Annotated in this window: 18 protein-coding genes; 10 read left to right on the top strand and 8 right to left on the bottom strand. The window is 68.1% G+C overall.

Going from position 1 to position 19,124, the window contains the following annotated elements; genetic code table 11:
- Window positions 1-28 precede the first annotated feature (28 nt).
- From BS75_RS19065 to BS75_RS19105, 10 genes are all read left to right on the top strand, one after another.
- Window positions 29-838, top strand: a complete 810-nt coding sequence (locus BS75_RS19065; protein ID WP_231607827.1) for an aldo/keto reductase — start codon at window positions 29-31, stop codon at window positions 836-838.
- Window positions 822-1,676: a hypothetical protein gene (locus tag BS75_RS19070; RefSeq protein WP_034089114.1), complete on the top strand. Its 855-nt coding sequence runs from the start codon at window positions 822-824 to the stop codon at window positions 1,674-1,676. Before BS75_RS19065 ends, BS75_RS19070 begins: the two co-directional genes overlap by 17 nt.
- A 297-nt stretch (window positions 1,677-1,973) precedes the next feature.
- Window positions 1,974-3,104, top strand: a complete 1,131-nt coding sequence (locus tag BS75_RS44510; protein ID WP_081982438.1) for a radical SAM protein — start codon at window positions 1,974-1,976, stop codon at window positions 3,102-3,104.
- Window positions 3,101-3,916, top strand: coding sequence for an aldo-keto reductase family protein (locus BS75_RS19080; RefSeq protein ID WP_034089115.1), 816 nt, complete (start codon window positions 3,101-3,103; stop codon window positions 3,914-3,916). Before BS75_RS44510 ends, BS75_RS19080 begins: the two co-directional genes overlap by 4 nt.
- Window positions 3,913-4,038, top strand: coding sequence for a hypothetical protein (locus BS75_RS51525; protein WP_267970434.1), 126 nt, complete (start codon window positions 3,913-3,915; stop codon window positions 4,036-4,038). The genes BS75_RS19080 and BS75_RS51525 overlap by 4 nt, the downstream gene beginning before the upstream one ends.
- Window positions 4,035-5,747: a carbamoyltransferase family protein gene (locus BS75_RS19085; RefSeq protein ID WP_034089116.1), complete on the top strand. Its 1,713-nt coding sequence runs from the start codon at window positions 4,035-4,037 to the stop codon at window positions 5,745-5,747. Before BS75_RS51525 ends, BS75_RS19085 begins: the two co-directional genes overlap by 4 nt.
- A gap of 41 nt (window positions 5,748-5,788) precedes the next feature.
- A complete protein-coding gene (locus tag BS75_RS19090; protein WP_034089117.1) occupies window positions 5,789-6,550 on the top strand; it encodes a hypothetical protein in 762 nt (253 codons plus the stop codon).
- A 110-nt stretch (window positions 6,551-6,660) separates the two neighbouring features.
- Entirely contained in the window at window positions 6,661-7,155 is a 495-nt protein-coding gene (locus BS75_RS19095) for an NUDIX hydrolase (protein ID WP_231607828.1), read from the top strand.
- Between the two features lie 387 nt (window positions 7,156-7,542).
- Window positions 7,543-8,829, top strand: coding sequence for a serine--tRNA ligase (serS, locus tag BS75_RS19100; protein WP_034089118.1), 1,287 nt, complete (start codon window positions 7,543-7,545; stop codon window positions 8,827-8,829).
- 139 nt (window positions 8,830-8,968) lie between these two features.
- Window positions 8,969-9,472, top strand: coding sequence for a GNAT family N-acetyltransferase (locus tag BS75_RS19105; RefSeq protein WP_034089119.1), 504 nt, complete (start codon window positions 8,969-8,971; stop codon window positions 9,470-9,472).
- 41 nt (window positions 9,473-9,513) lie between these two features.
- On the opposite strand, the gene BS75_RS19110 is transcribed toward BS75_RS19105, so the two are convergent.
- The 8 genes from BS75_RS19110 to BS75_RS19145 all read right to left on the bottom strand — a co-directional run bounded on the left by BS75_RS19110 (window position 9,514) and on the right by BS75_RS19145 (window position 19,114).
- Window positions 9,514-9,762: a hypothetical protein gene (locus BS75_RS19110; protein WP_042437604.1), complete on the bottom strand. Its 249-nt coding sequence runs from the start codon at window positions 9,760-9,762 to the stop codon at window positions 9,514-9,516.
- Window positions 9,763-9,773: 11 nt separating this feature from the next.
- Entirely contained in the window at window positions 9,774-10,790 is a 1,017-nt protein-coding gene (locus BS75_RS19115) for a DnaB-like helicase N-terminal domain-containing protein (protein WP_197091952.1), read from the bottom strand.
- A gap of 14 nt (window positions 10,791-10,804) precedes the next feature.
- On the bottom strand, window positions 10,805-11,476 hold the full coding sequence (locus tag BS75_RS19120) for a hypothetical protein (RefSeq protein WP_034089122.1): 672 nt from the start codon (window positions 11,474-11,476) through the stop codon (window positions 10,805-10,807).
- Window positions 11,477-11,643: 167 nt separating this feature from the next.
- Complete coding sequence (locus BS75_RS19125; RefSeq protein WP_152645791.1) at window positions 11,644-12,450, bottom strand: hypothetical protein; 807 nt, start codon at window positions 12,448-12,450, stop codon at window positions 11,644-11,646.
- The gene (locus BS75_RS19130; protein WP_034089124.1) at window positions 12,447-14,252 is read right to left on the bottom strand and encodes a type IV secretory system conjugative DNA transfer family protein; all 1,806 of its coding nucleotides are present in this window, start codon (window positions 14,250-14,252) and stop codon (window positions 12,447-12,449) included. Before BS75_RS19130 ends, BS75_RS19125 begins: the two co-directional genes overlap by 4 nt.
- Before the next feature lies 1 nt (window position 14,253).
- Window positions 14,254-15,747 (bottom strand): VirB4 family type IV secretion system protein, encoded by a 1,494-nt coding sequence (locus tag BS75_RS19135; RefSeq protein WP_042437602.1) that lies wholly within the window; start codon window positions 15,745-15,747, stop codon window positions 14,254-14,256.
- A complete protein-coding gene (locus BS75_RS19140) occupies window positions 15,747-17,294 on the bottom strand; it encodes an SCO6880 family protein (RefSeq protein WP_034089125.1) in 1,548 nt (515 codons plus the stop codon). Before BS75_RS19140 ends, BS75_RS19135 begins: the two co-directional genes overlap by 1 nt.
- On the bottom strand, window positions 17,291-19,114 hold the full coding sequence (locus BS75_RS19145) for a hypothetical protein (RefSeq protein ID WP_034089126.1): 1,824 nt from the start codon (window positions 19,112-19,114) through the stop codon (window positions 17,291-17,293). Before BS75_RS19145 ends, BS75_RS19140 begins: the two co-directional genes overlap by 4 nt.
- Window positions 19,115-19,124: the final 10 nt, after the last annotated feature.

Raw genomic sequence — 19,124 nt, forward strand, 5'->3', positions numbered from 1 at the left:
CCCCGAACTCGGCCTGGGGACCTACCGGGTGCGCGCCGTCAGCGACGCGGCGCGCACCACCCTCATGGCCGGGGCTCAGTGGATCGACACCGCCCCCAACTACGCCCACGGCCGGGCACACCTCGACCTCGCCTCGGTTCTCGCCGAGTACCCAACCGCCAAGGTGACGACAAAGACCGGCTTCCACCCGAACAGCCGCCACAGCATCGCCCCCGCGGACGTCCGCGCCCAGACCGAGGAATCGCTCGCCGTTCTCGGTCGAGCCGACATCGTCTTCGTCCACAACCCCGAGCGGTCCAGCCACGACCGGGAGCAACTGCACCACAACCTCCGGGCCGCGTTCGCCGTGCTGGAGGAATTCGCGCACGCCGGCCGCATCGGGGGCTACGGCGTCGCCACCTGGTCCGGCTTCACCACGCAGGCGTTCACCATCGCCGAACTGACTGAACTGGCCAGCCAAGCGGCCGGATCGGCGGCCCACCACCTCATCGGTGTGCAGATGCCGGTCAGTCTCGTCGTGGCCGAGCCCATCGCCCAGGCCCTCAACGGAGACGGCCCCCTTGTTCACGCCCGACACGCAGGAATCACCACCTTCGCATCCGCCCCCCTCCACGGTGGCGAACTGCCCAGCCTCATGACACCCGAACTGGTGAACCTCATCCAACCGGGATCGACCCCGCACACCGCCGCGTTCCAGCTCATCGGAGCGTGCCCGGCGCTGGACGTCGTCCTCACGTCGACCAGCACCAGCCAGCATTGGGACGATGCCAGGGAGGCTCTCGCCAAGCCGATCCCAGAACAGCGACTCAGGACGGTACTCGATGTCCTTTCAGCCTGATGCCGACACCCGGGAGAACCTGCTGGCCGCGCACGCCAAGGTCGCAGCGTTCCTCGGCCTCGCCTGCACCGGACCGCCGATCTTCGGCACCTCTGGCACTACCGTCGGATGCGCAGCCGACTTTGTCTGGCTCCGCGTCTCCAGAAGCAGCCGCAAGCGAGCGCCGCGGCCGGCCGGCCAGGGTGCCCTCGGCGCAGAGCAGATCCTCTCCGCCGCCATCCCTCGGCCCCGGCTCCACAGCACTGTGGACTGGACCGATAGCTCCTGGTTCTACCAGGCCGACGTCTTCGATCTGGTGGGGCCGGCGATCTCTTCAACGCCGGACCTTCGAGCCGACCCCGGCTTGGACGACGGCTGGTGGGCCGCACTGAGCGGCGCCCTCGCCGACATCGCGACCGTGACTGCGCCGAGTGCGAAGATCACCCTGCGCCAGGCATGGGTCGAAGAGGTCTTCCCGAAATACCTCGGCATCCCGGCCCCGGCCGACGTCGAGCGCACCGTCGGCCATGGTGACCTCCAGTGGGCCAACCTGACCGCCGGGCCACTCCAGATCCTTGACTGGGAGCGCTGGGGCCTCGTTCCAGTCGGCTACGACCCCGCGGTTCTGTGGGTCAGCAGCCTCCTCGTACCCGTCGTCGCGGACCGAGTCCTGGTCGAGTTCTCCGACATCCTGGACACCCCGGCCGGCCGTGTCGGACAGCTGGTCGCTCTCGCGGAGATGCTTCAGGCCGTCGACCGCGGCCACTACCCGCAGTTGGCAACCATCCTGGCTGATCGCGCGCGTGACCTCACTGGGGTCCCCCTCCCGCAGAATGCCCTTTCCAAGGGTGCTCGGTAGCTCATGCACCGGACGGGCCATTCATAGCCAGCTCCCTGATCTTCCATTTGTGGCGTCGGTGAGGCGACGTACTACACGCGCTGACTTGACTGAAAACGTCTCGGGACGTCTCTAGAACGTCCCGGAACGTGGTTGGAACGTGCTCGGTCGGACCGGCAAGATCGAGCGCTGCCGTAGCGCCGACGACTCCAGACGCCCGGAGCCAGGACTGCGGCACCTACTTTCTCGCCCGCAAGCCCGACTCGTGCAGCTCCCTCTCCCTGAGCAAGATTCATTCCTTCCGAAAGACAGGTGGCCATGAAGCACGAGGCGCAACAAACACCGCTGAAGGTAATGGACAACCGATACTCGCCCGGCATGCGCAAATGGAACCTCCGGTTCGGCATCACGTCCCGCTGCAATATCCGCTGCCAGTACTGCCTGCCTGAGGGAAAGCAGGGTGTGATCGTCCAGCCTTCGCTGAAGGAGGCGATCGAGGTCCTTCAGGCCGGCTACGACATCGGCTTCCGGCGGGTCCACTACACCGGCGGGGAACCCACCGTTCGACGGGACTTCGTGGAGATGCTCCGCGCGGGCAAGGAGATCGGCTACGACCAGCAGATCGTCACAACCAACGGCTACCGCCTGCACCACTTCATCGAGGAGGCGATCGACGCCGGCCTGACCCGCGCGATCATCAGCATCGACACCCTGGATGAGCAGCGCAACCAGGACATCACCCGTCGAGGCTTCCACGCTGACACCCTGCGCAGCATCGAGCGATCGGTCGAGCTGCTGCCGACCCTGACCAAGATCTCGTGCGTGACGATGCGCGACACCCTGCACGAGCTGCCCGCGTTCATCGAGTACGCCCGGCAGTTGAACAACAGCGGCGGGGCAGGCCAGTTGGCGATCAAGCTGAACCAGTTCTTCCCCTCGAACCCCGCACAGCTCGGCGCTGAAGGCGAGGCGTTCTGGAAGGACCAGTTCGTGGAGGAGCCGGCGATCCTCGAAGCGCTCGCCAGGGCGGGTGAACTGCGCCCGGTGCGGCGGGAGTCGATAGAGGGCGACAACCCGAGCTACAACTACTACGAGATCGGCGACACCGGCGTGAAGGTCGCGGTGCTCGCGATGTTCTCCTGGGACTACCCGTGCGGCGGCTGCTGGAAGCTGCGGATCAGCCCGAACGGGATGACGACGGTCTGCATCAGCCAGAAAAACCCGCCGATCCTGTGGGGAATGTCGCTGGACGAGAAGCGCGAGACGTTCAAGCGCCTGACCGGCTACCGCGACAGCGAACAGTTCGACATCGACAACCCGAACCGCAAGCACTACCGCGACCAGCTCGGCGAGCTGCGGTTCGACAAGGTCGTCGGCCCGCAGAAGACGATCGCGCACTTCCGCACCATCCTCACCCGCGAGGCCTTGGAAGCGCGGGGTGAGATGTGACGGACGTGGACCGCCTGTGCTTCGGCACCTCGACGTTCGTCGCCGGCCGTCTGCTCCCCGGCAAGGACTCGCGGCCCGGCCTGGCTGCGCTGCGCGCCGCGCTGGACGCCGGGATCCGCACGATCCACTCCAATCCACACCTCGGCACGCAGTGGGCGGTACGGGAGGTACTGGACGAGGTCGGCCCGGTCGCCGGGCTCCGTCACCTGATCAAGGCGGAGTGCCCGTTGCGAGGCGATCTCGAAGCACGCATCAGCACCGCCATCGAGATGTCCACCGGGCAGTTGGGCATCAGCCGGATCGACGCGCTGGTTCTGCAAGTCGATCTCAAACGCACGGAGCGGACTGAACTGCTCAACGACCAAGTAGCGTTGGGCAACTTCTACAGGACCGGCGCGCGGGTGGCGTTCGCTTCCGGCCGCATCGGTGCGGTCTACGCCTACTGCCACGGCCCGGCAGCCGTCCGCGCCGCTCTGCGCGAGGAGCCGATCACGGCCATCGCCGCCCAATACCACCTCGCCTCACCCTGGCCGATCTCCCATCTCGCCCAGATCACCCGGGCCGGCCGCAGCTTCGTCGGGATGTCGCCGCTCAACCGCGGTGCCCTGATCGACCCGCTCTCCCGCACCGCGAGCTCCAGACTCCGCCCACTCACCTGGGCGCTGCGCGACCCCCGCGTGGAGACCGTGGCCATCACCATGTCCTCGCCGGATCACGTCCACGAGGTGATCGACACCGCCCAGCACACGCAACGATCAAGGCCGTCCGACCCTCACGCCGGCGGCACCGCGCTCAAGGAGACCGTCCTGTGATTGACCTCGCCCGGCTGTGGACGGACCCCGAGAGTCATGTCCGGGCCGACAGCGCGATCTGCATCCCCAGAGACCTGCGCCCGTGCATCGGCGGCCAGGACTCGATCGGCAGGCGCGGTTGACTCTGACCCTGGGGCTGAACTTCGGCACCCACGACGCGGCCGCGGCCATCGTTCACAACGGGACGGTGGTCGCCGCCGTCGAAGAGGAGCGCCTGAACCGTATCAAGAACACGAAGGTGTTCCCCGAACAGGCAATCCGGGCTTGCCTGGACGTGGCTGGCGCCCACCCGCAGGACCTCGACCAGGCAGCGCTGTTCGTTGACCCGAAGCTTCACCTACTCCTGGCGCCGTCGAACCTGCGTTACGGCACTCCGGCGTCGATCGGCTCGCTGCTGTCTGACCTGGACAAGTACCGCACGCGCCGCCGGCTTCCCCACGCGATTCGCCGCAGCGGCCTCTTACCAGTGCACTTACCGCTCGTTCCCGTGGCGCACCACCGTGCGCACGCTGCCAGCGCCTACCTGACCTCCCCGTTCGATGACGCCTTGGTCGTCACCCTCGACGGCCGCGGCGAGTACGAGACCGCCGCAATCTACGACGGCATCGACGGCCGGATGACGAGGCAGCACCACATCGTCTATCCGCACTCGTTCGGATACCTGTACAGCGCGCTGACCCGGTACCTGGGCTTCCGGCCGCAGAGCGACGAGTACAAAGTGATGGGTCTGGCGGCGTACGGAGGCCCGCGGTACCTGGATCAGATCCAGCGCCTCGCCTGGTTGGACGAGCGCACCGGCCAGCTGCACCTGAACCTGCGCTACTTCGACCACCACCGCCGGCCCAGTGCCCAGCGCAGCCTGTACAGCCCGGCTCTGGTCGAGCTTCTCGGGCCGCCCAGGGGCCCTGATGACGCGATCACCGATCGGCACCGCGACATCGCCCGCGCGCTGCAGCACCTCCTGGAGCAGTTGGTCGGCTCCTACCTCGCGTTCGCGCAGCGCCTCGTACCGCGTCGATCGCTGTGCCTGGCCGGCGGCGTCGCGCTCAACTGCGTCGCCAATGCCGCAGTGATCGCTTCGGGTCGGTTCGACCGGATCTTCATCCAGCCCGCAGCAGGTGACGCCGGGACCTCCGCCGGCGCGGCGCTGGTCTCCGGGGCCAGCCCGGTCCGGCACCCTTTGCAGCACACGTTCCTCGGCCCCACCTACGAGGCGGACACAATCCGCGCGGCCCTGAGCAGCATCCCCGCCGATCGGTACCGGGTGCGTCACACGGCTGAGCCGCACCGGGAGGCCGCGCGGCTACTGAGAGCAGAGAAGGTGATCGGCTGGTTCCAGGGCCGGATGGAGTTCGGTCCGCGAGCGCTGGGAGCCCGCAGCATCCTGGCCTCCCCCCAGCACGCCGCGACCGCCAACCGGATCAACGCCATGATCAAGCAGCGGGAGGCGTTTCGACCGTTCGCGCCGGCCGTACTGGCTGAGCACGCCGACGACTTCTTCGCCCTGCCGTCGGCCGGTGAACTCGTGTACCCGTACATGCTGGCGACCGGCACCGTGCGCCAGCAGCAGCGGGCACTGCTTCCCGCAGTCGTCCACGTGGACGGGTCCGCCCGCGTCCAGACGGTGCATCGGCGCACGAACCCCCTGCTGTGGAACGTCATCGACGCGTACCACCAGCTTTCGGGGCTGCCTGTCTTGCTGAACACCAGCTTCAACGGCGCGGACGAGCCGATCGTCTGCACCCCGAGCGATGCGGTCAGCACCTTCCTGCGCTGCGGTCTGGACGCACTCGTGGCCGGCCCGTACGTCATCGAGGAGATCACCCGTTGAACCGCCCCAGCAGCATCATCCCTGCCCCCTTACGCCTAGCGGTGGAACGAGAGTTCGGCCCTGTCCTCCGCCTCTCGGAGCGACCAGGCGGCCACACACCCGGCATCAGCGCCGTACTCACCCTGGCCAACCGACGCGTCTTCCTCAAGGCGATAGAGGTCTGCCACCCGCTCTCGAAGGACCACCAGCTGGAGGCCGGGATCAACTCCGTCCTGCCGCCCGGCCTCGGACCCCGGTTGCTGTGGTCCGACACCGTGGGTGGCTGGCTCGCCCTCGTCTTCGAGTTCGTCGACGGTCGCCACCCCGATCTCAGCCCACGCTCACCGGACGTCCCCATGGTCTTGGAGAAGATCAGCATGCTGATCGACTTCCTGACCCCCAGCCCGTACGCCGATGCCGCTGCGATCAGCGACCACCGCGCCTACCGGACGGCGCCGATGGAACTCCTTACCGGTGACACGCTGCTTCACTGCTCCCCCCGACCGGACAATCTGATCATCAACAGCGAGGTCCACGTGGTCGACTGGGGTTCCAGCCGCGTGGGGGCGGGCTGGTTGGTGGTCGCATTCATGGTGCCGCACTTCATCGTGGCTGGACACAGCCCCCGCAGCGCTGAAGCACTCGCCCGCACTGTCCCAGCCTTCCGGGCAGCCTCCCAGAAGGCCGTGGCGACCGTCGCGCAGGTCCTGGCGACCTACTGGGGCAGCCGCATCGACCACTACCCGCCCGGTGCTTTGTACGACTACCGCGTCCGGGCCGCCCACGCTGCCGGCAGCTGGGCGGCGCACTGCAACACGCCGTAGATGGTCGGCCTGCGGCGGTCCCCGCCGCAGGCCGACTACGGCACGAGAATGATCCTCAACCCGCATAGGCCCAGCTCACCGCCGAGCTGTCCGGATCTGAGGAGCAACACGTGCACCGCAACATCCCGCCATCCGACCTTGCCCCCGTGGAGGATGCCGCTCGTGACGGCATCGAGCGCTTCGGGGCCGGGTGTCTGATCCGTGACGGTGACCGGATCCTCCTGCTCAGACGGAAGCAGGGCGACTGCATGGAGGGCCTGTACGAGCTTCCATCCGGTGGTGTGGAGCCCGGTGAAAGCGTGGAGGAGGCCGCCCGGCGGGAGACCATGGAGGAGAGCGGCCTGGCGGTAACGATCACCGGCTACCTCGGCTCCGTCGATTTCACCAACCGCAAGGGGCAGCGGGGCCGGCAGTACGCCTTCACCGCCACTGCGGCGAGCACCGAGCCCATCATCTTGAGCGAGCACGACGACTTCGTCTGGGCCAAGCCGGATGCCCTGCCGGATGTCTCGGACGCTGTGCGCAGTCTGATCGCGCTGGACGAGAGGATCCGATCGACCTCGGCAACCGGCTGTGCGGGCGCCTCCGGCAGCGGAGGCCGCTGAGCTGGGAGGCTCCAGGCTATGACGACAGTCCGCCATTACTCAGGGTGATCGGCTGAATCTGGACGGCGATTCTGCGTTGCTCGTGGCGTGCAGGGCGTTCTATCCTCTGGACAACGCGCTGACGGAGACAAGTAGCCGCAGGGCACGCGAGCCAAGAGAGCTGCTGGCAGCTGAGAAGGCAGCCTCGCGTCCTGCTGCGAATCCCCTCCCGAGTGCGGGGAGGAACGGCCGGAAGCGGCCCAATGCCCCGCCGGTTCGCTCCCGTTATCGAGCTGTCGAGGCCGCTGCCTTCGGGTGGCGGCGAAGGCGTGGTGGCACCGCGAGTTCCCTTCTCGCCCACGCCCCCAAGGGATCACGTCGAACTCCGACTGATCGATGGGACCCGAAATGCTGGACATCACCTTGATCCGCGAGCATCCCCAACGCGTCGAGCGCGCGCTGGCCAAGCGAGCCGTTCGCATCGACCTCACCGCCTTCCTCGCCCTGGACGAGAAGTACCGGCATGGCACGACCGAGGTGGAAGCGCTACGCGCCGACCGCAAGCAGATCTCTCGCGAGATCGCGCGGCTGGACTCGGCGGACCCGGCCGCCGTCGCCAAGCGCGCCGAGGCAACCGAGCTCGGCACCCGTATCGCCGCACTTGAGGAGCAGCTCACCAGCCTGACCGGGGAGCGTCAGGCGTTCCTCGACCAGCTGCCCAACCTGCCCGACGAGGACGTGCCGACCGGCGGCAAGGAACAGAACGAGGTCGTCCGTGAGCACGGCACCCGGCCGGAATTCGACTTCGAGCCGCGCAACCACGTCGATCTGGCCCGGCAGCTCGGGCTGATCGACTACGAGCGCGGCGTCAAGCTCGGCGGCACCGGCAACTGGGTCTACCGCGGGAACGGCGCCCTGCTGGAGTGGGCGCTGCTCAACTTCTTCATCGAGACCCACGTCCAGGACGGCTACGAGCTCGTCCTGCCGCCCCATCTGTTGACCTATCAGGCTGGCTACACCGCAGGTCAGTTCCCCAAGTTCGCCGAAGACGTCTTCGCGTTGGAGCAGGGCTCGGCCGGACCGCAGCGATTCCTGCTGCCGACCTCGGAGACCGCCCTGGTCAACCTCCACCGCGACGAGGTCCTGACGGAGACCGAGCTGCCCCGCAAGTACGTCGCCTACTCGCCCTGCTACAGGCGCGAGGCCGGCAGCTACCGCTCCGCCGACCGTGGAACCCTTCGCGGCCACCAGTTCAACAAGGTCGAGATGTTCCAGTTCGCGCATCCCGATGCTTCTGAACTCGCCCACGAGGAGCTCCTGGCCAAGGCAGCCACGTTGGTCGAGGCACTCGGCCTGCACCACCGGATCACCCGGCTGGCTGCCGAGGACACCAGCGCCGCGATGGCCAAGACCTTCGACGTCGAGGTCTGGCTGCCCAGTATCGGTGGCTACGTCGAGGTGAGCTCGGTGTCGAACGCCCGGGACTATCAGGCCCGCCGCGGCAACATCCGCTACCGCCCCGCAGCGGGGAAGTCCGGCTACGTGCACACCCTCAACGGCTCCGGGCTGGCCACCAGCCGCCTCGTACCGGCCCTGCTGGAGCAGCACCAGCAGCCCGACGGCACCGTCACAGTGCCGAAGGTGCTGCAACGCTGGCTCGGCCGCGAGTCCCTGGCTCCAGCAACGGCCAGCTAGCCGTATCCGCTGCTGGCTCGGCAAGCCAGACATCGTTCTACGGTGCAGGTGAGGATCCCGCCTGGGCCCCGCTAACGCGGCGGCCCAGGCAGTCCGGCACTGACGGGCTGAGTCAGGTCGACAAGGCAGTATCGAGCACATGACGCCGCCCAGACTTGCCCGCGCCTCTGCCGCCGCAGCTGCTCTCTCTGCCGTTCCGTACGACCACCCCGATGCCCGCCGACTCACCTCTGCCCTCCACGCCGAGCAGCTCAGCACGTACGGATTCGCCGACGACCCACACGCCAGCCAACCGGAACACTTCGCCCCACCGAACGGCCTCTTCCTCATCGCCCATGCGGAAGGACACGATGGAGCCCTCGGATGCGGGGGCTGGCACCTGGTTGATCCCGACACCGTGGAGATCAAACGCATGTACGTCGACCCGGCGGCCCGTGGCCTCGCCCTCGGAAGCCGGATTCTCCGAACCCTGGAGCGCGAGGCAGTCGAGCACGGCGCCCGGCGAGCCATCCTGGAGACCGGCAACCAGAACCTGGCCGCACTGGCGCTCTACCGACACCTCGGCTACCAAGCGATCCCGTCCTACGTCCCCGGCCGTCGACCGACGGTCAACCGCGCCATGGCAAGGGAACTCATGGCGTAACACCCCAAGCCTCTGCCACCCGCTGCTCGCTTCGACGCCAATCAGCTGGATTTGCGCCGCACCGCCAGGTCGGCGATTCGCATGTTCTCCGCCATGAGGTCCAGTCCTTCAGCGACATCAGCTCGGGTGACCTCCCACCAGCCGGCACGGTCGAAGATCCACCAGGACTCCCGATGCCGGACGAAGTCACGGATCGTCTCGCTCAGGAACTGGGCGCTTCCATCAGCGAGGGCTACGTCCATGGCAGCGTGGCTGACGTCGGCAAGCAATCCCGCTTCCGAGTTGGTCATCGCGGTCCCCCTCACGGCCGAATTATCGGCTGAATGGTCGGCGCCTGCTGGACTGGCGGGGGTTGCAGGAGAGGTGCCGACTCCACTTGCGGGACCGGTGGAGTTGACCGCACGTCAAGGGTTGCCTTGGGCTCCGCACCTGCCATTCGGGCGGAGGCATCGATGTTGCCGAAGTCACTCGCGAGTTTCGCCCGGATGTCCTCGGCCATGATCTCCCCGGAGAGTTCGACCGCGGCGCCGACTACGACGGCTGTGGTGGCGAGCCGAGTGAGGTAGTCGGGACGTTCCTCGACGCTCACCTCGACCGTGACCTCGTAGGTCTGCGGGTCCTGCTGGTAGACCTGCCACTCGACGGTCAGCTGGTCGACCGGCTCGTCTCGCTCGGCAACGACCACGATGGCCTCGTATACCTCGCGGCGTGGGCCTTCTTCGAACACCTCCGGGTAGAGCCAGTCACTCACTTCTCTTATCTGCTCGGGGTGCTGGAGAAGGTCCGCGAGCACCGCGTCCTGACGCTCAAGGCGTACCTCGACCCGGACCTCCTGCTCACCGGCTGCCCAGGGTCGGGCCTCGTACGGAGCGGGTGCCGACTCGTTGAGTCGGGCTACGGGAACGGTGTGCTCAGTGCGGCGCATCGCCTGGGCAAGGCGGTCGAGAACCGGATCCGGCCCGCGCAGGCCAGAGGTGGTTGTCCGGATACGCTCGACGTGGAGTTCGAGGTCCCGGCGAACTGCCGCCTCTTGGACCATCCGGGCGTAGCTGACGATGTTCTCGGGCCGAGGTGCGGCGTCGGCGAGCTGGCGCAGGTAGTCGGCGTTGACTCCGCTGATAGCCGTGCGCTGGGCGATCAGCTCGGGCAGCCGGGCAGCCGATGTCGTCGGATCGCTGGTACGCGACTCGATCAACGCGGTCAGTAGGGCGCGGTGGGTGGGGTGGGCCATGCGGTCCGGGGTGAGGTAGGCGATGTCGTCAAGACGCTGGCGGTCGCGTAGTGCCGCGCCGATGACGGCCTGCTCGGCGCGGAGCACGAGATCGGGGTGGGTCATCGGTTCGTCCTCGACGTCGATCCGGTTGTCGCTTTCCTATAGCGGCGGGCGGCGTCATCGGCGGCGGCCATCCGGGTAGCCGCGTCTTCGAGCCGCTCCAGCAGCTCCTCGTTGACGACGCGCAGCCAGTCACGGCTGACCTCGACGGCCCACCAGGTGTCGGCGAATTTCACGTACTCGGGGATGCCGGGGCTGATCGGTGTGGCCAGGCCGCGGGCTCGCGCGTCGTCCATCTGTGCTGCGGTGAGGCGGTCCGGGCTGCCAGCCTCGGCAGTGTCCGCGTGTGCGGCCAGCAGTCGGCTGGGAATCCCGGCCCAGGGGTCGGCGTCGGTCCAGCGCCGTAGAAGGTCAGGGGACTCGGCTGCCCGGAACTCGGGGCCGCGGTGCCCGGTGCGGCAGGCGGTGGCGTAGACGGCGGTGGCGTTGGCGACCACCGTGCGCAGCTCCGTGTGCCAGTAGCGGGCGGCCTGGCCAACCTGCTGTTCAGGGGCAGCGCCGTAGATCTCCTCACGCCAGACCTTGAGCGCCCAGAGTTCCTCTATCAGTCCGGTGTGTTCCGCCCAGCATTGCGGCAGCCTGGACTCCACGGACAGCTCGTAGCGGTCGTGGAGCCAGGTCACCCAGTCGCAGAGGCCGCCCCATGCTGAGATCCGCTCCGGACCGGTCATGGTGTGCCACTCCACCAGTCGGCGGGGCTGCTCCGACGTAGCAGCGGCGATGGTCGGCGCCGTGGAGGTGGCTCGCTTCGCAGACCGGGGTCGGCGAATGTGCGTCCGGTGCTTCACTCGCCCGATGGGCACGATGGCTGGCTCTGTCATGTCTGGTCCTGGTGCACCTAGTGGTGCAGTCTCGGTTGCTGAACGGGCTGGGGCTGTATCGGAGGTGGCGTGAGAGGCAGCAGCGTGCTGGAGACAACCGTGTTCGGAGCAGGTTGCGGTTGTGGTGGTGCGGCGTTAGCGAGAATCAGCCGCTGATCCTCCGTTATCAGGCGCTCTGCGCAGTCCAGTGCCGTGAAGGCGTCGCTCGGGGTGACTAGCAGTCGACCCAGATAGGCACGTTCGCGCTCAGTCCCTGTCCAAGCGGCGGACGCCAGGTTCAGCGCTTCGGACTTCCGCTGGTACGTGGCCAGCACGGAATCGGGACTCACCGGTTCGTCAGCCTGTGCCAGGTTGAGCATCGCCTCGTACAGCCCGTACCGGGTGTGAGTGGTGAAGGTGTCGACTGGCAGCCAGGCTCCCAAGCCGACCAGTTCGTTGGGCCGTTGCGCGAGGTAGGCCAGGAGCAGGTTCTCCTGGTCTGCACGCGGCATGCGCCACTCGCTCAGCGGCGTGAAGGGAACGGCGTCGGTCAGGGCGCGGTGGTTCGACCATGCCTTGGTGGAGTAGTCCGAGGAAACGATCTCCGAGTGGCCGGAGCCGCTGATGTAGACCAGTGGCTCCTCGGATTGGTTCCACTCGCCCGGCCAGTAGCTGGATCCGTCGATCCCTTGGATCGCGCCACTCCAGTAGAGGGTGTAGTCGAGGTCCGCGTCGTCATCTCTGAAGTTGTCGCGCCCGTCGGCCATGCGCTGTGCGAAACGGGCGTTCCACCCCTGACCTGCCGGTGCTGGAGTGGGAGGTCCCCATGGATCCTCGGCCGTCACGCTGCCTCCTTGCCAAAGGTCTCGGTGCGGTACTCGCGCGCCCACGAGATCGACTCCTCGTAGGCGGCCCGGTCGGGGCTCTCGTAGTGACGTTGCATGCGGAGCTTGGCGATGGGGGTGGTGGCATGGATGACCAGGGCCTCGCGGCGTTCCTCGTCCAGGGTGCGGATTTCGTCCGGGGTGACGGTCTTGCGGTCCTGGAGGGTGGTCTGCATCGTGGTGCCGTGGCTGCCGCTCTGGTAGGTCGTCAAGGACTCGCGGTAGACCCCGGCGAGCTTGGAGAACTCTTCGAGTTCGTCGCCGCCAAGGCCGCCGAGTGCGATCTTGACGGTGGAGCTGCCCCAGAGCATCTCCGCTCCTTCACGGCCCCACGTCTTACGGGCCTGAGCCATGTTCTGGAGCACGGCGACGACGTAGATGCCCGAGCCACCGGCGAAGCTCATCAGATCGGGGAGGTTGGGCAGCGGGCTGACGTTGGCGACCTCGTCCAGCAGCGCTCCCAGCGGCGGGTCGAGCCGACCGCCGGGTGCCCGGTCAGCGAGGCGCTTGGCGGTGCCGAAGACCTCGGAGACGAACGCGGTGATCAGTGGCGCCAGCGCGGTGGCCTCTTCTTTGTCCACCAGCAGGTAAACGGTGCCGTTGCTCCGCAGCCAGTCCTCGATGTCGATGCCCTCGCCGGCCTTGGGAACGAAGGTTGCACGGGCCAGCGGCGAGAACAGTGGGGTGAGCGCGGTTTGCACGGTCGCAAACAGGTTCGCGCGAGTGTCACCGGGGTTGCGGTAGAGGCCGTCGAGCATCTCGGCGACACCGGGCTCCGCGCGGTTGGACTCGGCGAGCAGCTTGATGGGTTCCTCGATGTGGGCGTTGAAGCCCCAGCGCAGGACGTCCTCCATGCTGCGGCCGGTGATAGCAGCGGCATGCAGCCAACCGGCCAACAGGCTTGTCGCAGTGGCGCCGAAGAAGCCGGCGCCGGAACTGTCGGTGGTCTCGCTCTTGCCGATCTTGACCATGAGGTCCGCGCGCTGCATCGCCTTGCCGAAGTCGGCGCATCCGCTGGTGGGCGACCACTGCACCCGGTCCGGCCACTCGACCATACCGGTGGGCACCATCGCCATGCTCGGGCCCAGGGCTCGCCGGGCCAGCACGGTCGCGTCGAGCACGTCGCCTCGCACGCTGGTGACCAGCATGGGGCCCTTCCAAGCCCGGATCCAAGGGATGATCACCTGGGAGGTCTTGCCCTGTCGTGGCGCGGCGAGCATCAGCACCGAGTTCTCGACGCAGACCCACAGCAGCATTCCCGCCATGGTCCAGCCGAGGCGCACCGCGACGTCGTCGGCGGTGAACCGGCGGCCCTTCAGCGAAGGTCGCACGATGGTCCCGCGCTTGGTCACTGCCTTGGCGGACAGCGTCTTCGCCAGCTGCGCCGGGGACGCGAATCCCCTCACCGACTGGTTGCGGCGCAGACGACGGATCACGGCGCCGGCGGCAACGCTCATCGTGCAGACCACGATGGAAGCGGCGACCGCGAAGCCGACCGGTCCGGGGAGGTTCTTGCGGACTTCTTCGGGCCACGCCTGCTTGGGATCGTCCAGGTGGTGGGGGATCTGCTTGGCGACGGCGAAGGCTTTCCCGAATGAGACGCTGGGCCAGGCCGCGTGGGTGATCAGGCCAGCGATCTGCCCGGTGGCCCAGGTGCCGACGGTGATGGTGACGAACAGGAGGATCAGCAGGACAATCAGGTAGTCCGCTGGCCCGTCCAGCACCGGCCGCCGGGCGACGGTGGAGTTGGAGGCGGAGGCCATTTCACACAGCCATCCGCTCGTTGGTGTAGTACAACTGGCGCTCTATCGGGCTGAGGATGGTCTGGACCACATGACTGGAGGACCGGCCGATCTTCCAGATCGCTCGACCGATTTGCTCACCAGACCAGCTGGCGATGTGCGCGCACTCCGTGTCGGTCAAGCCGATCGCATCGCGGGTCATCGCCAGCGGTGCAGTGTCCTGGCGCAGGCAAATCCGCACGTCGCAGCTGGCGATCAAGTTCCGGGCGATGCTGACCTCTTCGCTACCCTGGGCGCCGACAGCCTCGAAGTCCGACAACCTGTGGGTGCTGAGCACCTGGATGGTGCCCTGAGCGCGGGAGAGCCGGAGGTCCGAGTCGAGCTTGCGAATCATGGCCGGCACGCGCATCGCTCGCCACAACTCGTCGCGCACGACCAGGCGCACTGGGCCGCCGGGCTCGTCGATCGCGGCTTGACCCCAACTGCTGACGCAGGCGAGGGTCATGGCCACGGTCTCGTCACCGCGGCCGTCGATCCGGGACAGGTCAACGGTCTGGATCGGCGCGGCGAAGTCGGGCCGGACCGTGGTGGGGCCGTCAAACAACCCGCTGAGGGAGCCGCGAACCATGTTGCCGAGTGCATCGGCGGCTGGGCGGATCATCTCCCGCAGTTCGGTCACGTCGGCGCGGCGGACGCGCAGGTCCTCGGCCATCTCGGGCAGAGGATCCCGGAGCAGAGCCCAGACCTGTGGGATCGTCGGGTCGGTGAGGTAGCTGGCGCCGGTCGCCTGGCCGGAGGCGTGCTGGATGGCCAGGGAGAGGGCGGCTTCCTCCGTGGGCGTCAGGTTGCGGCCAAGACGCATCACCAGCAGGGAAGACAGCAAGGTGATCCGGCGACGGTGGACTTCGTCCAGACGCTCGCGAAGCTCCTCCGGGTCGGTGGGCAGGTTGCGACCGAGCGGTCCGGCGTCCAGTGGGTTGAGCCGGTTCCGGAGCCCGGGTCCGAGCTCGACAGGGGCGATGCCGAACGCTCTGGCCAGTCCGGCGTACTCGTTCTTGATGTCGCCAAGGATGAACGCGCGAACGCCGTAGGCAGCCAGGCGGGTCACCAGGGCCTTGATGGTCGCGCTCTTACCAGTGCCGGGAACTCCGGTGATCAAGAGGTTGGGGTTCGTGATGAGCCCTCTGTGAAGCCACTCGATCGGATGGCAGGAGAATGCACCGCCCGCCAGACAGTCGACGCCGATGTAGGCGCCGGCCGGGGGCATGGAGGCCCCGTACAGCCAGGGGTACAGCCCCTGGACCTGCCCGGTGCTGCCCCTGAACACAGGGGCGTTCGGCATCCGGGGTGCCCGCCCGGCGTAAGGGCGCGCGTAGCCGCGTCGGGGCGCGACCGGTTCCCGGCGCTGCCTCGGCTTCTTCGTCGCAGTGGGCTTATGGGAGAGGGGGGCCGGGCGGCCGAGCACCTCGGTCAGGTCGAGGACAGGGAGGTCGGCGGCGTTGCGTCGGCGGCGCATCAGGCCACCCGCTTCTTGGGCAGGCCCATGCCGACCGGCAGCGCGCCGAGGGCGAACCCGACGTCCTGGGCGAGCCACATCCGCTGGAGTTCGATGCGACCCTGGTTGGCGTCGGCCTCCAGGGCCGCGCAGGCATCTTCGAGGTCGGCGAGGTCGGTCACGGTGACGGTGCAGTAGGCGGTGTAGCGCACCAGGCCGTGGCCAGCGGCGCGTTCTTGGTCCTGGGCCTCAGCGTGGCGCAGGGCCGCCTTCTCATGCTCCGGGATGATCTGGCCGGTCTTGTGCCGCATGCTGACGGCGACCTCACGGGCGGTGCGTTCCTGCATCACCTCGCGCTCGGCAGCTCGGGGACCGCGGGGCTCGATGTGGATGTTGAGGCTGCGGCGGTACTGGCCTTCGCCCAGCAGCGGGGCGAGCGCGGTCGAGTACACCTTGGTCTTCGGCCAGTTGCGGACGCTGTAGGTGACTGACCGGGCACCGTCGTGGTCGTAGCGGCCACGCCAACTCTCAGCAGCGGAGGGGCCCGCCGCTGCGGGGTCGACCCCTGCCTCAAAGGGGACTCCGTGTCCGCGGAACTCAGCCGCGGTGGCTGCTGCCTTCCGCTCTGCGAGCATTCGGCTGCTGTGGGGGTCGAAGGCGGTGCGCAGAACCTCGGCGAGTTCGCGGGGGTTGAGCCAGCTCTCGACCTGGAGGTCCGCGGAGGCTATCGAGGACGTCAGGGCCCGGAGGTGACGGGTCAGGACGGCAGCGGCTCCCGCGTTGCCGCCACCGGCTGCCTTGATGGGTCCGGCCGCGCGGGCGGCGTCCATCGTGATCGCGAGGTACGCCTCCCGCTGGCTGGTGGCCAGGGTGGCGGTGGAGAGCAGCGACTTGGTGATGTCCACCGCGACGGCGGGCGCGTCGTTGGCGACGTGGTCGGTGTGCCAACGCTGGAGCGCTGCGCCGGACTCCGGGACCAGGCGCTGGAGGGCCTGAATCCGAATGATCGGATTTCCCTCGGTGCACTGGCTGTTGAGCAGCTGGCCCCAGTTGGCCACGCGCTGGTCGCGCCGGTGGGAGTCGACCAGGCCGATGCCGGGGAAACGCACCTTGGCGACCGCGGTGAAGGTGCGGTCGAGCTGGTGGTGGATCACGGCGATCGGGTCGCCACTGCCGCTGCCGCTCTCTGCTTCGAGAATCGCCAGAGGGGCGAGGATGCCAGGCAGGTCCATCTTCGGCTCGTCCGTGGCGGCGTTGCGCGGTGCGAAGGCGCCGGAGAGGAAACGATTCTGCCCGCGGAAGCGGAGGATTTCGAACGACACGAAGGCGACCGCCCATTCGTCAACGGTGCGGCCGGCGATGCGGACGTACGCGAGTAGGAAGAGGAGAAGGGACAGGGGCCAGGTCACGATGCCGGCCCGGACGTACGAGATAGCGAACGGCCAGATCGCCGCGAGGACGGCGCTGCCGAGCATGGCGGCTCGCTGGACGCTGAGGCCGAAGAGGAAAGCGACCTTCTCCTGTTGCCATCCGAAGTACGTGCGAGTGGGGGCCGTCTCGGCGCTCACGACTTGTCGCCTCCTTCGGGCTGGTCAGGGTTGGTGGTGGCGGGTGGTGTGCCCTGGGCGGGCGGAGTGGTGGGGCGCTCGGCCGATGCCGCATCGGGCCGTGCCGGACGGGGGCGGTCGACCGGGGCCGTCACCGGTGCGGCTGCCGCCTGGTCCGGGACCGCCACGGGTCGGGCGCTGGTTGCCGGCCGCGTCGCGTTGAGCGGGGATGCACCGGAGGTTGACCCGGCCGTGGGAGCCTGGGGCTGTGTCGGCGCGGTACCGGACCCGGTGAACGCGGTACCCGCAGTGCCCGGCGGGGGTGTCCTGGGCGAGGAGCCCGCTGCGGAGCCGGTCTGCGGAGCCGGACCTGCCAGGGGTGCGACGCTGGCCACCGTGGCGGAAGCGGCGGGCGGGCCTGCGGGCACAGGGGGCATCTCGATCGTGGGCGGGTCGCTTTGCGAAGTGCCGGTGACCGGTAGGTCCGGGGTGCTGTCCTGGAGCGCCTGAGGGTGGTCGGGCTGCTGACCAGCTGGCTCCGTCGGCTCGGCTTGCGGCTCCTGCCGACCTGGCGCGTCCGGCTGGTCCGGCTGGGCTCCGCGTGTGGGCAGCGGCGCGCCCGCGTGACGGTTGACGTAACCGGCTGGCTGGGCCGCGTACGGATTCGCGCCCTGCACGCCCGCGTGTCCGGCCATCTTCTCCATGCCGCCCGCCAACGAGTTGACGGCCTGCTGGGCAAGTTTCACGCCGGCAGCAGCGGCCAAGCCGATCGGACCGGCAGCGGCACCTGCACCTCCGGCCGCCGCACCCGCACCTCCGGCTCCACCGGAAGCGGCCCCACCGGCAGCGCCTCCGCCCTTTCCGGCGAAGCTGCTCATCGTACGGCTGGCGCTGTCCTGGCCGAAGGTGTCCGGGGAAGGGCCGGACGCTTGCCCGCCGCCCGCACTGAGACGGCCCCCGGCGAATCCGAGTAGCGCGGCCAGGCCCGCACCGCCGCCGACCTGAACACTGGCGAAGGTGAAGAACCGGGCGATGGAAGGCCAGGCCAATGCTGCGAGCAGCAGCACGAGCATGCCGGAGAGTGTGGTGGACAGGTCCTGCGAGTCGCCTGCCATGCCGAAGCCGAGTGCGAAGACCAAGGCGACGATCGGCTTCAGAATGATCAGCTGGACAGTTGAACTGACCAGCTTGCTCCACCAGGATTTCGTGGACTCGGAGACCTGACCGGCCGCCGAGATCGGCGACGTGGCCACCAACACGGCGATGGCCGCGTTGCGCATCAGCATCTCGAACCACAAGACGATGGTCAGCAAAATGCCCAAGATCGCGAAGATCAACAACAGGGACGCGCTGCCGCCTGGACTCCACGCGATCAGCTTGGAGATCTTGTCGCTGAACGCCTGCTGGCTGTCGAAGGTGGAATCAACGATGAACTTCGTGACTTCGTCGCTCGCGACCAGCGCGGTGGAGGCGATCGTCAGGGTGAGCATGAAGGCGAGTGCCGCCTTGCCAACGCCAACGAGGGCAGTGGCCATAGCGGAGCCGTCGTGCGTGACGGCGGTCCGGATCACCTGGCCGATGAGGAGCAGCGAGGCGACAAGGCTCGCCAACCCCAGGGATATCGCGTAGACGCTGCGGATACCGTGCGAGGTGAGGTCGATCGGCGGGATCTTCACGAAGGCCGTAGCGAAGCTCTTGAGCACTTCGGTGCACGCGTCGGCAAAGGACTTGCATATGGAGTCCCAGGCCGAGGTCGCCAGGCTGCTGACAGCATCTCCGCCGAGCGTGCTGAGCACGGGGCCGGTGACACAGCCGACGGGGTCAGTCAGGCCGCAGGGCATGTCGCCTCCC

Source organism: Streptacidiphilus albus JL83, assembly GCF_000744705.1.
In the GTDB taxonomy this organism is placed as follows: domain Bacteria; phylum Actinomycetota; class Actinomycetes; order Streptomycetales; family Streptomycetaceae; genus Streptacidiphilus; species Streptacidiphilus albus.